12 protein-coding genes are annotated in these 14,732 nt (G+C 65.4%); 4 read left to right on the forward strand and 8 right to left on the reverse strand.

Going from position 1 to position 14,732, the window contains the following annotated elements:
• Window positions 1–20: 20 nt before the first annotated feature.
• From FBY36_RS13525 to FBY36_RS13545, 5 genes are all read right to left on the reverse strand, one after another.
• Entirely contained in the window at window positions 21–767 is a 747-nt protein-coding gene (locus FBY36_RS13525) for a YqjF family protein (RefSeq protein WP_235008826.1), read from the reverse strand.
• Between the two features lie 56 nt (window positions 768–823).
• Window positions 824–2,839, reverse strand: coding sequence for an HNH endonuclease signature motif containing protein (locus FBY36_RS13530; protein ID WP_235008827.1), 2,016 nt, complete (start codon window positions 2,837–2,839; stop codon window positions 824–826).
• A 75-nt stretch (window positions 2,840–2,914) separates the two neighbouring features.
• Window positions 2,915–3,310, reverse strand: a complete 396-nt coding sequence (locus FBY36_RS13535; RefSeq protein WP_142120158.1) for a DUF1622 domain-containing protein — start codon at window positions 3,308–3,310, stop codon at window positions 2,915–2,917.
• Between the two features lie 69 nt (window positions 3,311–3,379).
• Complete coding sequence (locus FBY36_RS13540; RefSeq protein ID WP_142120160.1) at window positions 3,380–4,240, reverse strand: SDR family oxidoreductase; 861 nt, start codon at window positions 4,238–4,240, stop codon at window positions 3,380–3,382.
• 3 nt (window positions 4,241–4,243) lie between these two features.
• On the reverse strand, window positions 4,244–5,164 hold the full coding sequence (locus tag FBY36_RS13545; RefSeq protein WP_142120162.1) for an MSMEG_6728 family protein: 921 nt from the start codon (window positions 5,162–5,164) through the stop codon (window positions 4,244–4,246).
• A 156-nt stretch (window positions 5,165–5,320) separates the two neighbouring features.
• Here FBY36_RS13545 and FBY36_RS13550 point away from each other — a divergent pair, with 156 nt between their 5' ends.
• A complete protein-coding gene (locus FBY36_RS13550; RefSeq protein WP_142120164.1) occupies window positions 5,321–5,908 on the forward strand; it encodes a hypothetical protein in 588 nt (195 codons plus the stop codon).
• A gap of 178 nt (window positions 5,909–6,086) precedes the next feature.
• On the opposite strand, the gene FBY36_RS13555 is transcribed toward FBY36_RS13550, so the two are convergent.
• A complete protein-coding gene (locus FBY36_RS13555; RefSeq protein WP_142120166.1) occupies window positions 6,087–6,737 on the reverse strand; it encodes a LysM peptidoglycan-binding domain-containing protein in 651 nt (216 codons plus the stop codon).
• 311 nt (window positions 6,738–7,048) lie between these two features.
• On the opposite strand from FBY36_RS13555, the gene FBY36_RS13560 reads away from it, so the two are divergent.
• The 3 genes from FBY36_RS13560 (at window position 7,049) to FBY36_RS13570 (ending at window position 9,747) form a co-directional block, all read left to right on the forward strand.
• Window positions 7,049–8,110: an adenosine deaminase gene (locus tag FBY36_RS13560; RefSeq protein ID WP_200830495.1), complete on the forward strand. Its 1,062-nt coding sequence runs from the start codon at window positions 7,049–7,051 to the stop codon at window positions 8,108–8,110.
• A 261-nt stretch (window positions 8,111–8,371) separates the two neighbouring features.
• Entirely contained in the window at window positions 8,372–9,322 is a 951-nt protein-coding gene (locus FBY36_RS13565) for a pullulanase X25 domain-containing protein (RefSeq protein WP_142120168.1), read from the forward strand.
• A gap of 110 nt (window positions 9,323–9,432) precedes the next feature.
• Entirely contained in the window at window positions 9,433–9,747 is a 315-nt protein-coding gene (locus FBY36_RS13570) for an acylphosphatase (protein ID WP_142120170.1), read from the forward strand.
• 34 nt (window positions 9,748–9,781) lie between these two features.
• Here the strand turns inward: FBY36_RS13570 and FBY36_RS13575 are convergent, their stop codons facing one another.
• Window positions 9,782–13,435 carry a TM0106 family RecB-like putative nuclease gene (locus tag FBY36_RS13575; protein WP_142120172.1) on the reverse strand — a complete coding sequence of 1,218 codons (3,654 nt, stop codon included), beginning with the start codon at window positions 13,433–13,435 and terminating at the stop codon, window positions 9,782–9,784.
• Between the two features lie 94 nt (window positions 13,436–13,529).
• Window positions 13,530–14,732, reverse strand: coding sequence for a TerC family protein (locus tag FBY36_RS13580; protein WP_142120174.1), 1,203 nt, complete (start codon window positions 14,730–14,732; stop codon window positions 13,530–13,532).

Raw genomic sequence — 14,732 nt, forward strand, 5'->3', positions numbered from 1 at the left:
TTCAGCCTGGATTTTGGCGTTCAGGCAGTGCCGCTGATCAGGCGTGGCCGCCCGAATCGCGTGCGTACTCCCGGCGAAAAGAGGACAGACTCCGGCGAACCGCTAACGGTGATGCCTGCCGCCTTGATCAACCCGTCCTTGAGCTCGTGGACCTCCGCACCGAAGAGCGGCCATGCCTGATGGCTGTTTGGTATGTAGGCGCTCCTGCCAAAGAAGCGGCCGTGCATGCCGAACCTGGCAGTCAGAAAGACGGATAGGGGATCACTTGCGGCCGTACGAAGCCTGGGAACTACCGTGAAGTCGCTTCGTGCTGCTGTGGAACCAAACCGACGCACGGAATAGCCCACAGGGAATTCGTCCGTGATGGAAGCAGCCTCCGCCCCGCCGTTCTCATGCTGCCGGCCGCTACCGCCGGGAAAGGGCGGCCATTGCCGAATGCGCGACCATACGTAGGGAATTTCCACCGCCCGCGTAGCCAGAACGACCGGCAGCCGGTCCGCATCCAGGCTCAGGAACACCACGCCGCGGGTGCCGTTTGGTTCCCGTGAGTAAAGCCGCACGTTGACCTCGTTGAAGCTTCCCAAATAGGGAATGCCCGGGCCTCGTCCAATTCCGGCCTGCTCCATGCGAAAGCCGATCAGTCCCACCCATGAACTGCCGTCAAACACATCCGGCCGTACCCCGTCAGGCATGAAAGCCGCTGCCTCTTCCACCGGGATGCGCCAGTGGAGGAAAACGGCGTCAAGCCACCGCTGGTCGGAGAACACCGGCGCGGGAAGTTCCGGCGGCCGCGGCCACGCTGCTGCCGCATTCAAATGTTCAGTCAAGGTCCGTCTGCTCCTTCGCTCGGCCCACCAAGCTTAACGGGCATTGCCGCCGCCAACGGCGGCTGAGCGGTACTTACTCCTTCGACGCGGCCACATGTCCCTGCCGGAGGGACATGTGGCGCTCTGGAGTCCTCTTCGTCGCATCGTTCATCCGCTTCCCTGGGGGTTTGCGGGTGGTGGGGGTGGTTTGAAGTAGTGGTTTTGTTGTGGTGTTTGGGTGGGGTCGATGTGGGGTGGGGGTATGAAGATGGGTGTGTGCCGTTGGTGGTGGTGATTTTCCATTGTTCTTTGTGGATGAGGTGGTGGTGGTGGCTGCAGAGCAGGACGCCGTTTCCGGTGGTGGTGGGTCCGCGGTGTGACCAGTAGGTGATGTGGTGGGCTTCGCACCAGGGTGCGGGGATGGTGCAGTTGGGGAAGGCGCAGCCTTGGTCGCGGGCGGTGAGGGCGGTTCGTTGGGCTGGGGTGAAGAGGCGGGTTTTGCGGCCGAGGTCGAGGATTTCGCCGCCGGTGCCCAGGAGTGCGGGGATGATGTCGGCGTCGCAGGCGATTTTGCGCAGGGTGGCCGCGGCGACGGGGCCGGTGAACATGAAAGTGCCTGTCCCTGTTCCCGGCCGGGTTTCTAGCTGTACCCCTGTTGTTGATTCTGTTCTTCCAGAGGTGCTGAGGGTTTCGGGGAAGAGGTCCTGGTAGTGGATGGTGGCGATGATCTGGGGGCGGTTGCCGCCGGTGGTGGGCAGGGTGTTGGTGGCGAGGGCGGTTTTGGCGGCGGTGATGATGCCGTCGAGTTGTTTTTGGGCGCGGGTGCGCCGGTCCAGGTCAATCTGGGCGGTGTGTTCGGTTGCGGTGTTCGCCGTTGGGCTGTCCCCGGTGCCCGTGCCTGTGCCTGCGGTGCTGCCGTTTCCGGTGCTGGTGTCGGGGGTGGTGGTGCGGGGGTTGGTGGCGGTGTTCATGACGGTGAGGAGGTGTTCGTATTGGTCGGTGGTGGCGAAGATTTCGACGTGGTGCAGGCCGTGGCGGGGTTTGCGGATGAAGGCGCCTTGGGTGTGGCGGAGGGCTTCTTCGGTGGGTTCGGTGCCGTCGGCGTCGATGGTGTCGGTCCAGCGTTGGGCCAGGCGGGTGAGGAAGTCGGGGTCGGTGGTGGTGGCGGCGTGGGTGAGGTGGTGTTCGATCCGGTCCAGGGTGTCCGGGTTGGTGTGGTGCTGGAGCCGGTCCAGGGTGGCGGTGATGAGGGTCGCGGCGTGCGAGGACGCCGCCGGTGCCTGGGGGTTGGCGTCCGATCGCGGGCCCGGGGTGAGGGCGGCGGCGAGGTGTGGGCGGGCTGGTGGGAGTGGTTCGCCGGTGAGGGTGGTGCCGGGGAGGACCTGCCGGGCGAGGGTGAGGCGGCGGCGGGCTTCGCGGATGGGGATCCGCAGGCGGAGGCGGAGGAACTCTGCGGTGTTCCGGCAGCCGTCGTCGGCCGGAGACGCCGCGAGGCGGCCGGGTGCAGCGGCTGGCCCGGGCCGGGAGGGCGATCCGGGCCACTCGGCGTCGGTTTCGCGCACAGCTGTTGGGCCGGTCTTCAGGGTTTCGGCACCGTTGGCGTCCCATCCGGTGATCCAGCCCCGGGCCCGGCTGCCGCGGGTCTTGGCCGTGGCGGTGTCGTTGATGGCCTGGGTGCGGGTCCGGTCCACGGCGCCGGCCGAGAGGATCTGCAGGTATTCCGCGGTGCGGACCAGCTCTTCAACCGCGTCGGCGAAGTCGGCGGCCTCGACATAGGAGGCGGCGGCCAGCACGTCGGGGGCGGCCAGGGCAGCGGCCGCAAGCCGCGCACCCAGTCCGTCCAACAAATTACGTGCAACAGGTGCCACGTCCCGTCCAACAGGTGCCGCGGCAGCCGGGAGACCATGGGATGGCCGTGCGGGCTCCTCGCCGGTGACTGCAACCTGCCGGGGGACTGCCTGAAGGTGGGCCGGGCGCGGCAGCCAACTGCCGGCGTCGTCCGCCTGCCCAAGATCTTCCCCGATGGCCTCCATAACCCAACTCTGCCAGCCACCACCGACAAAGAAGAGACCCCAGAACCCCTATGTGGAAAACCCGGACAGCCGCGCTTATCCCCCTGGAACGGTGGCACCGGAACGGGCCGGGGCGGCCTCCTTTTGCCAAGGCCAGCGTCCCGTGATTTCAAGTTCCAGGGAGAAGCTGAGGAACGTCCTGATGAGCACGATGACGGCCAGCACCCCCACGCTGGTGAACGTGGGCGTGACGGCAACGGTGCGGATAATGTCGGCGGCGACGAGCAGTTCGAGGCCCAGCAGGATGGACCGGCCCAGCAACTGCCGGTAGGACCGGTAGAAGCTTAACTTTTCGGCGCCTTGTGGGAGCTGCCGCGGCTGATGTCCACGGATGGCCAACGGGAGGGAAACCACAGCTCCAATCACCATCACTGCTACTCCAGCGAAGTCGACCAGTTGCCCAACCGTCTCAATGACCTGCCGAAAATCCATGCCCCGCCTTACCTCGGGCCAGGCGTCCCGCCGCCAACCTGGCTGTGACCATTTGGACGGCGGCACCCGTTATGGATGGCGGATGCCGTTCCCCGCCATGACGTCCTTGTACCCTTCCCTGAACGTGGGAAACGTGAAGGTAAACCCCGTGCTTCGCAGCAGGTCGTTGCGGCAGCGTTTGTTGCCTCCGCGTGCGGGGCCAGCATCACCCACAGGGGGTTTCGGCAGGCCAAGGTCGGCGGCAAGGAAGCGCAATACGGATCCCAGATCGGCGGGCTCATTGTCCACTCCGACATAAGCAGGCGCGGGTGAATCTGCCATTGTGGCGAGGTGCACGATGGCCGCCGCGGCATCGTCACGATGGATCCGGTTGGTGTAGCGCACGTCTTCAGGGACGACTGCAGTGCCTGTTTTCACCTGATCGATCAACCGCGTCCGGCCCGGCCCGTAAATTCCGCCAAGCCTGAGTGCGGTGGCGGCGGTGCCCGTTCCTGCAAGCCTGGCATGGAGCAAGTCCTCGGCTTCCACCAGCACCCTGCCCGAGAAGCCGCCCGGATCCGGCTGCGTCGATTCATCCACCCAGCCCCCATCTGCGTTGCCGTAGATGGCCGTCGAGGAAACAAAGATGACCCGGTCGGGCCGCACGCCGTCACGCTCAAGCGCGTCCAGGACGTTTTCCACTCCGCGTACATACGCTGCGCGGTATGCCTCCTCGGAGGGGGAATCGGCAGCGACGGCAATGACGACGGCGGTGGTGTCCGCAGGGACCGGCGGCAGGTCAGGCGAGCCCAAGTCCGCCGCGGCACCTTCGATCGCTGCCGGCAGTTTTGCGGGGGACCGGCGCCATCCCACCACCCGATGCCCCAACCCGGCGAACCTGAGCCCCGCCTCCGTGCCCAGGTCCCCGCACCCCGCCATAAGAATCGTCATGGCCTACGGTGCCTCCACCGGGAAGAAGACACGGGGGTCCTGCAAGAGTGCGGGGTAGGCGAATGCGGAACGGTCGATGATCTCCGTGACCTCGAAGTTCCTGCCGAACCGGCCGTCGTCGAGGGTAATGGGACGCCCCACCACCTGCCCCACCGCGAACCTGGCCCCGTTCTCGAACGGAACCGCAACCGGCGTCTTCCCCGGGAGGGTCCGGAAGGCCTCCTCCTGCGCCTGGCGCTTGCGGGTGGGCTTCTTCTGCTGCGGCTTGGGCGGCGCCTTCTTCGGCGCCCGGGACGGCCGGCGTGAGCCGTCGTCCACATAGACGGGGGAGTAGTCGTCATCTCCGGCGGACATGGCGGCCGCGGCAGCAGCGCTCCTGTTCACCGGCGGAAGCGCCACTGTGCTGAGCCGCTGCGGGTCGACGTCGTCATGCGGGTCCCTGAGGATCCACAGAATGTCTCCTTCCGGCTCCTGCGGCAGGAATTCGTGCCGGGGCTCGGGCCAGACGTAGTCCATCTCCGGAACGGCGTCGGGGAAGAGGGAGGCGTAGAACTTCGGTTCCTTGTGCACCAGCTTGGAACGGTGGCTCAGGTGGAAGTCGGGGTCCCCGAGCCATGGCGGCAGGATGATCCTGTCCGCGTAGTCCGGATGGGCCGCCTGGGGTGCGAACTCGGCGATGTTGGCGCGGGTGTTGTCAGGGTGTCCACGCTCGATCCACTCGTCCGCCATGGCCAGTCCATACATGGTGAGGGCCGGCACGTGGCCCATCCACATGCGGATCGCGGGGTGGCTCTGCCAGCCGTAGTCCGGAATCACCAGCGCCCGGAGCGTTTGCAGTGCTTCGACCCGCTGCTTACCCAGCCGTGCGGTGTCAAGGGCTTTGGCGCTTTGGCGGAAGTCGGGGTAAGGGAGGAAGGTTTGCATTCATTCAGTCTGACGGTCCCCGGCGGAAGTGCCAATTGCTGTGCCGGCTGCCACAGCATTGGGTGCGTTCTGTCCAAATAGTGGACACATGCATACGGCGTCCAGGTTGAACCACTAAGATCACCGCAACCCCAACCGCGTTTCGGAAGCTCTCTCATGACATCTACACCTGACAAAGCCGTCACCCACGCCCGCACCGCCCTGCCCCGTTACGGGCAGTTGCTGGGCCCGGAAGCCCAGGGAATCCTGGTCCTCGACGAGTTCACCATCGATCCCGCCGCCGCGCGCAAGGACCAGCACCGGTTCCGCGACGGCATGGCCGCCGTCGCCAGGACGGTCCGGCGGATTGCCGCGCTTCGAGTGGTTATTGCGCTCGTGGCCATCGGCAACCTGCCGCTGTTCCTGCTGTCCAGTGGCTGGTGGATCTATGGAGTTTCGCTCACCCTTGTTGTTGCGGTCCACGCGGCGGTGACGCTGCTCAACCGGCACGAGCCGCGTCTCAAGCAGCGTTCTGCCCTGGAACTGCACATGCACCGCGAACGCAGCGCCAACTACCGCAAGATGCGCGACGCCGTGAAGTACATGATCGACACCCCCACCCGCATGAACGAACACCTCTACCTGGAGTTGCTCGCCGTCAAACGGGTCGCCCTGAACCTGGCGCACGGCACGGTTGCCCTGCTGGATACCAGCGACGACTCCGCCTGGAAGGTGCGGATCGTCCGGGAACTGCCGGCCAGCTGAGCGCCTCTTCACTGCTGCTGCGGCGGCGGGCTGAGCATTAAAGAACGACGCCGGCACATCCCTTGTGGGGGTGTGCCGGCGTCGTTTTTGGTCAACGGAATTTGTCTATCGCCGACCTGTCTGTGTTGCCTTCAAAGAGGCGGGGCGGCCAGGGCCGCCGGTGATGCTGCCGAGGCTGTTACGCGGGAAGCTGGATGACCTGTCCCTCGAACACGAGGTTCGGGTCCGTGATGGTGTCCAGGTTGGCGTCGGCAAGGTGCTGCCAGCCGCCCTGGATGCCCAGCTTCTGGGCAACAATGCTCAAGGTGTCCCCGGCCTGCAGGGTGTAGGTCTCACCGCTCAGGGCAACGGACGTTGCGTGCCGCGGTGCCTGCTGGACCGGAGCGCTTTGGACAGGTGCGCTCTGAACCTGGACGCTTTGCACCGGAGCAGCCTGGACCGGGGCGGCCTGGACTGGCGCACTCTGGACTGGAGCGCCGCCGCCACCGCTCAGGCCGAGCTGTGAGGAGCAGGACGGCCAGGCGCCCCAGCCCTGGGAGGCCTGCACCCGCTCGGCCACCGCGATCTGCTGTTCACGGCTGGCGTTCTCCGGCGAACCGGTTCCGCCGTAGGCGGCCCAGGTGCTGGGGGTGAACTGCAGGCCGCCGGAGAAGCCGTTGCCGGTGTTGATCGACCAGTTGCCGCCGCTCTCGCACTGCGCGAGTGCGTCCCAGGTGGATGTGGGGGTGGCTGCGTTGGCCGCCGTGGCTGAAAGTGCCAAACCTGCCGCGGAGACGGCGGCCAGGGTGACTCCGCGGCGTGCGGCAGTACGGAATTTGGTGTTTTTCATGATGGTGATGCTCCTGAAGGCCACCAGCGCTGGTTCCGTCCCCGGAGATCGTCGCGCCACTGCCCGCCTCTGACGAATAGAGGTCACTGTCGGTGGCTGCCGCTGGGCAGTTCTGGTGGAGGCAGCACCGGGCAATCAAAGAGCCCGCTGAACGGGCATACATTTCACGCTAGGACATCGCGGGGGCGTTATCAAATCGAGATTCCAGCGGGTGTGTCGGATTGTGGTCCTGGCATCCGCCGGGCCAAGCGCTGCTAAGGCCCTGAAATGCCGGGAAGGCGCGAAACCGGGAGGGGCACTATTCTGACCGGATGGACAACTTTGCCGGCGGCAGCATCATGCCCGAAACCGAAACGGACCCAGCGGAACCCGTAGCCCCTGCCATGCCCCTCCCTGTGGCAGAACTGCACCTGCACATCGAAGGCACGCTGCAGCCCGAGCTCATCTTCACCTTGGCCGAACGCAACGGCATTGAGCTGCCGTACTCGGGACTGGACGAACTCCGCGATAAGTATGAGTTCACGGACCTGCAGTCCTTCCTGGACCTCTACTACGCCAATATGGCGGTGCTGCGGACCGAGCAGGACTTCGCTGACATGACTCGGGCATACCTGGAGCGGGCTGCTGCCGCCGGGGTCCGGCACGCGGAAATCATGATGGACCCGCAGGCGCACCTCTCCCGCGGCATTCCCCTGGAAGCGTGCGTCAACGGTGTCGCTTCGGTGCTGGCAACGTCGGAGGAGGAGTACGGCATCTCCACCCTCCTGATTGCGGCCTTCCTGCGCGATCTGCCGGAAGACTCGGCCCTGGAAGTACTGGACCGGCTGCTGGCCATGGAAGCACCCATCGGTGCCATTGGCCTGGACTCGGCCGAAGTGGGGAATCCTCCATCCAAGTTCGAGCGGCTGTATGCGACGGCGCGTGAAGCAGGCCTGCGGTTGACGGCGCACGCGGGGGAGGAGGGCCCGGCGTCGTACATCATCGAAGCCCTGGACCTTCTGGGCGTGGAGCGGATTGACCATGGAATCCGCTGCATGGACGATCCCGACCTTGTGGAGCGCCTCGTGGACGCCCGCATTCCCCTGACGGTCTGCCCCCTCTCCAACGTCCGGCTCCGCGCGGTGGACACCCTGGCCGACCACCCGTTGCCGGCGATGCTGGCTGCGGGGCTGAATGTTTCGGTCAACTCGGACGATCCTGCCTACTTTGGCGGTTATGTGGACGACAACTTCGCGCAGCTGACGTCGGTGTTTGACCTCTCCGATTTCGACAAGGCCCGCCTGGCAGCGAACTCCATCCATTCCTCCTTCGCATCCGAGGAGCGGAAGGCGGAACTGCTGGCGGAATTGAACGGCAGGGAAGTGTCCGACTGACCGCCGCTGTGTCGGGGGCAACAGCCGGGCTTTCGGCCCGGTAAACTAAGTGCCGCAGGCGTGTCTGGGGAGTGCAAGGCAGCACCCATGTCAGCGCTTGAGGGTTATGCAGACGGCCCTTACCCGAGACCTCCGCCTCACTTGCGGCGCTATCCGCTTCATAGTCGGTCACGACACGCAGAGTTAACCAATTAAAGTCGCGCGATTTAATGGGCTGTTGGCAAGATGCCTAAGACCGATCGCTTTTATATAAGGGGAATCATGGCCAAGTCCACCGCAGAAAACACCTACCTTCGACTCAAGACCGTGCTGGATGTCCTGACCGAAGGCGTGTGGTCCGGCGATGCACTGAACGCAGGCCAGGTCCTGGCGGAAGCAACGGCCCGCGTGCCGTTCAACGAGCACGAGTCCGAACTCCTCAGCGGCGGCATCCCGCGCGGGCACAAGACCCTCACCTCGGCCACTGCCAAGCTTGTCAAGGCAGGCTGGCTGGTCAAGGGCCGGTCCGGCTGGACCATCACCGAGGACGGCATGCGCGCCACAGTTGCTTTCCCTGATGCTGATTCCTTCGCAGCAGCGCTCGACGCCGGCACGCCCGTTCCTGCCGACACTCCCGTTCCCACGGCTCCCGAAGGTTTTGTCCGCCCGGTTTCCGCCGCCGCGGCAACGCTGCAGGTTCCGGCCAAGGAGGAGGCTCCGAAGAAGACCGCCAAGAAGGCGCCTGCGAAGAAGGCAGCGTCGGCTGTGGGCAAGGCAGCCAAGGCTATCGAAGACGCCGTCGAGCCTGTGGTGAAGGCGGTCCGCAAGGGCAAGGCCTCGGCCAAGGACAAGACTGAAGCGGCGCCCGCTGCGGCTGCCGCCGAAACCTCCGGCGCCACCGAGCCGTTCGAAGGCCCCGACGTCGAAACCCTTCCGCAGCCCGAAGCTGTGGCCGTGGCCGGTGACTTCAACACCATCCTGGGTGCGCCCGAGAACTGGGCACCGCAGTACGACGAAGCGCAGATGGAGTTCGACTTCCTGGACCAGCTGTGGAAGAAGAGTGCTGAGCTTCCCGCCGGCTTCTACACCTTCAAGATCGCCCTGAACCGGTCCTGGACGGAGAACTACGGCGCTTTCGGCGTGTTCGATGGCCCCAACCACGAACTCCACCACGGCGGCGGCACTGTGACCATCCGCTACAACCACGCCACCCGCGACATCACCATCAACTAACGGATTGCCCTCCCGCCCAACTGGGTAGCAGTAAATGTCGTTTTGGAGGCTCAAAGCGACACTTGCTGCTACCCAGTTGGGAGGGGGGCGTCAGGTGCGGGAGGAGCATTATGGGCAGGCATGAACGCCCTGCGCGCGATGAGCCGGGTCAGGAAGCGGTGCGGCTGGACGCCCGCGTGTCCGGGATGGTGCAGGCTGTGGGCTTCCGCTTCTGGACAGTGGGCCAGGCTGAGGAACTTGGATTGTCGGGCGAGGTGAGGAACCTCGACGACGGTTCGGTTTCGGTCGTCGCCGAGGGGCCGGAGCCGAAGGTGCGCCAACTTCTGGAGTGGCTCAACTCCGGCCGCACACCGGGCCGCGTGGACGACGTGGAAGCCTCGATGTCCGAGGCCTCAGGGACATTCCGCGGCTTCCGGGCGCACTGAAACTCTGCCGGCCGTCCTGAGGCTTATTTCCCCTCTATTCCCGCGGACTCAATCCGATAAAGGCCCCCAATTCCTCCAAGGCGGCAGGCTTGTGTGGCATGTAGCTTGTGAGTTCGGGGGAGCGGATGATGACGGCCCGCCACTGGCCTCGGGATACCGCCACGTTGATGCGGTTCCGGTTCAGCAGGAACTCCGCACCGCGGGGAGCCTCTGATACCGCCGAACATGCCATGGAAACCAGCACCACCGCCGCTTCCTGGCCTTGGAATTTGTCCACGGTGCCCACTCGGACATCGGACAGTCCTGCCTCTGCCAGGTACGTGCGGATCAGGTGGACCTGGGCATTATAGGCGGCCACCACCAGCAGGTCCTGTTGCTCCAGGGGGTGGGCGTCGCTGTCCGGACCACAGGTCCATTTCAAGCCCAGGTGGCGGCGGACCTGGTGAACCACTTCCCCGGCTTCTTCCTTCGATGCGGTGGTGTTGCCGCTGTGGTTGACGAAGACTGTCTCCACCCCGGGGGGAAGGACCTCCAGTTCACGGAGGGACGCGGCAGGAGCTGACTTCAGCTTTCCTTCGTAGCTGAGGTTCGACACCGCCCGGCACAGCTCCGGATGCATCCGCCAGGTATCGGCCAGGAAGTAGCCCAGGTTCGCGGGCAGGGTAGCGTGTCCGGCCGCGAGCCAGCCGAGGGCGGACTCATCCACCGGTTCCGGGTGCGCGCCCTGGGTGACCTGCGGGAGCTGCTGGGGGTCACCCAGCAGGAGCAGCCGGCCGCTGGCACGGCTGACCGCAAGGGTGTTGGCCAGGCAGAACTGGCCCGCCTCGTCAATGACCAGGAGATCAAGGGACCCGGCGGGGACTTCCTTGCCGGTCATGGTCCACGCTGTGCCGCCCACCAGGCATCCGCCGGGTGATGCCAGCAGGCGGGACACGTCGCCTTCGGAAGTGAGGCTCCAGGGAACCGGATGAGGAGCGGCCAGTTTCTTGCCCACCACCTCCGGGTCCACTCCGCCGGTCTCGATGGCCCGGCAAAGCAGGTTTTCCACCACGTTGTGGGACTGGGCCACCACGCCGATCTTCCAGCCCTCAGCCACCAGCCTGCCAATGACGTGGGCCCCCACGTAGGTCTTGCCCGTCCCCGGCGGACCTTGGACGGCGAGGTAGGAATGGTCCAAATCCCGCAAGGACTGGGTAATGGCTCCGGCGTAGTCGGCGGCGCCATCGTCCCCATGCTGGACCTCTGCCGGCCCTGGCAGCGAGCGGAACCGCGGCGGCAGCTTGCGCAGGATGTCCAGGCCAGGCTGCGCCGGGAGGGACGGCACGGAGGAACCAACCGCGCAGGCTATTTCCGCGATGGCCGCTTCAATGCTGGCAGTCCCCAGAGGCTGGTCCTCCGTGAGTGCCACCGGCAGGTGCGGGTAGGCACGGACCTTTCCGGACTCCCGCTCCGCAATCGTGACGAAGTGCTCAGGGCCGTCCGGCGCCGCCTCCAGGTCACTGATCCTGGTACCGAAAGAATAGGCCCGTGTCCCGGGCGCAGCCTCCGGAGCGGTCATGCCATCAGGTCCCGGGGCGTCGTACAGCCGGCACCAGCTGGAGTCAGCCCGGAAATCGGAGCCCTCTGTCATGGTGCCCCGCAGCCTCAGGACGCGGGTTTGCATCCGTTCCCGGGGCTTGGCCAACGCCCAATCGGACACCACTTCCGCTGACGACACAACGAACACGTTCCGCTGGTCGGACCAGTTGTCCAGCGGTGCCTCGACCCGGTCGAAGTGCTGCCACCAGAACTGCTTGCGCTCACGCCGGTGGTATCCGGTGGCGGCCGCCACCATGGCGATGGCGCGCTCGTCATCAGTCCAGGGGCGGTCGTCCGGCAGGCCGGCAAGATACCCGCGGAGCCTGCTTTCCTCCGGCGTCTCCTCGGCAGGGTTTGCATCATCCGAGTCGGTTGCTGCCGGAGCCGGAACGTGGGCTGGCTGCGGAGCAGCATCACGGGGATCTGCAGCCTCGGCTCCGCCACCCTGCCTGCCACCGGCTCCCAACTGGAGCAACCAGTCCCGCAGCCGCAGGGTGGAGAGGCAGTCGTACTGGTTGTAGTCGGAAATCGAGTTAAGGATCCTGTCGGCTTCGTCCTGACGCCCCTCGTCGCGTGCGGCGCAGTAGGAGGCATAGGCCACCACGGAAGCACCAGCATCCTTGACGTCACCGGAGCGGAGGTTGTCTCCCATGTACAGCGGTTCCAGCTTCTTGATGGAGTACGACGCTTCCGAGATCCGGAGGGAATGCCGCACCGTTGCGTACAGGTCCACCAGCAGCCCCTGTCGGAGCCAGTCATCAACCGTGTCCTCGCCGGCCTGGTGCACGAGGGAGAGATTCCGCAGCGCCGTCTTTTCGTATGGGGCGTAGTGGTACACGTGCATGTCCGGATACCGGGCACGCCGCTTCTCCACGTAGTCCAGGAAGTCCAGGAAGGCGCGGCGTTCCCCGGAACGGGAGTGTGCCCAGAATGGGCGGAACACCGGCTCGCTTTCCGTTCCCGCAACCGGCGCCTCGACCACGCCGAAGAGGTATTCAATGCCCCAGGCGCCTGTGGCGGGTTCCTGCCACAGCGGATCGCCCTCGAAGTCGAAGAAGATGTCCCCGGCACTGGGTGCAGGCAACGATCCGATGGTGTGGTCAGGCAGGACCGTGTAGGAGACCGTGTGCGGCAGGCCATCCTTGGTAAACGTCCGCGAGCCGGCCGGCTGCTCCAGGCCCAGCTGCATCCGTGCCTGCGCCCGGAGCCGGACCACTGAGTTCCTGGCCTCGCCGGCCGGCATGGCCGCGAGTTCATCGATGGTGGTGATGTTTGCGTCATGGAGTTTCCGCCGCTGGACCACGGACATGCCCGCAACCATCAGCAGGTCCCGGTGGAGCTGCACCTGCTCCGCACAATAGTCGCAGCGCCCGCAATGCACGATGCCGTCCTGCTGCCACTGCACAGGGACGTCAGCGGCCCTGTGGCCGGCTGTGAGTTGGCGGAAGCGCCGCCGTCGCTCGCGGAAGACGGGCAGCAGGTCCGGCAGGGAATGGCTGCTCCGCAGCCAGTCGTCGCCGAGGCGGGTGCCGAGCACCAGCGTGACGACGGGCGAGGGATCCAGCCCCATCCCGAGGAGCTGGTCGCCGTAGGCCGCAAGCTGCAGTAATGCGCCTACCTTTGCGTGCCGGGCGAGCTTGGTGTCCCAAACCTCGTAACGGCCCGGACTCCCGGTACCCGCGGCCTCGTTGACCAGGAAATCGGCGTAGCCCAGGAATTCGCCGTCGAAGAAGGTGGCCTGGAATACGACGTCCGCTCCGGATCTTAGGGCGAGTTCGGTCTCTGCGTGTTTGGCCTGCAGCTCGCCACGCAGGTTGTCGCCGCGCTCCAGCGAGTAGACGCCCGACCCGCGGCTGGCATCCCATTCGCCGTACTTGGCCACCAGGCTTGCGAGCACGGTCTGCTCGTGCCGATCGCCCAGCTCACCGGCACGCCTCTGCATCTCATCAGCGGGGAACTCTGCCTTGGGAGCGCGTCCCAGCTTTTCGTCCAGGATGCGGAGCGTGCGGTATTCACACTCGGATGCAGCAACAAGGTCGCTGGCTGAGAAGACCAGGTCCGGCGGCGCAGCGGATCCGTCATGACCAACGGCAGCGTCCAGCAGAAACACGGGGCCTCCCCAACTGTTTGCAGGCCCGGAGACGATTCCCCTGGCCTTTAATCAAACCTAGCAAGAGGGACTGACAAACAGGCGGGCCAGCCGGTCAGCCCTCGGCGGCAGCAGCCCGGACCTGGGCCTTGTCGTGTTCGGCATGGGCGTTGCGCAGCAGCTCCATGAACTCGGTTTCGTTGCGGACCAGCCGCTTGTACTTCTCGGGAAGTTTGCGGATCTGGGCCTCTTCGCGGCACATCCGCGCGAAGATCTTGTCGCGTTCGGCCATGTCCGTTTCGTAGTTGAGGTCCAGGTATTCGGTGGCGTGGCGCCGCGCCCCGGACACGGCGTTCTTGGCTTTGCCTTTGGGACTGAAGATGGACGCCAGGATTGTCATCACCAGGACACCCAGGATGACGCCCAGCGAGACGCCGGTGCTGACCTCCACCACGTTGACGTGCTTGCCGTCATTGATGAAGGGAAGGGTGTTCTCGTGCAGGGCGTGCAGGATGAGCTTCACGCCGATGAAGCCCAGGATGACCGCCAAACCGTAGGAGAGGAAGATCAGCCGGTCCAGCAGGCCGTCGATCAGGAAGAACAGCTGGCGCAGGCCCATCAACGAGAACGCGGTGGCGGTGAACACGATGAACACGTTCTGGGTGAGGCCGAAGATCGCCGGGATGGAGTCCAGGGCGAACAGGATGTCCGTGCCGCCGATGGCCACCATCACCAGCAGCATTGGGGTCAGGACCCGTTTGCCGTTCTCCACCGTGAAGAGCTTGTCGCCGTCGTAGTGTTCCGACGCCGGCAGGAACTTCTTGGCGAGCCGGACCACCAGGCCTTCAGAGTCGTCGTCGTGGTTGTCCGGCTTGAGCAGGTTGCCCGCGGTGACCAGCAGGATGAGCCCGAAGATGTAGAACACCCAGGCGAAACTGTTGATCAGTGCCGCGCCCAGGAAGATGAACGCCGTGCGGGCGATCAGCGAGAAGACGATGCCGAACAGCAGCACCTTTTGCTGGTCCGCGCGGGGCACTTTGAAGCTGGCCATGATGATGAGGAAGACGAAGAGGTTGTCCACCGACAACGCCTTCTCCGTCACGTAGCCTGCGAAGTATTCGGTGCCCATCTCGGGTCCGCCGAACAGCAGTACCGCCAGCCCGAACAGCACCGCAATGCCCACGTAGATGGCGGACCAGGTGGCGGATTCCTTCAGGGAAGGGGTGTGGGCCTTCCGGACGTGGAAGAAGAAATCGAAGGCCAGCAGCCCCACGATTCCCGCGATGGTCAGGGTCCAGACATAAGCAGGTACTTCCAC

Source organism: Arthrobacter sp. SLBN-122 (assembly GCF_006715165.1).
Taxonomy (GTDB): Bacteria; Actinomycetota; Actinomycetes; order Actinomycetales; family Micrococcaceae; genus Arthrobacter.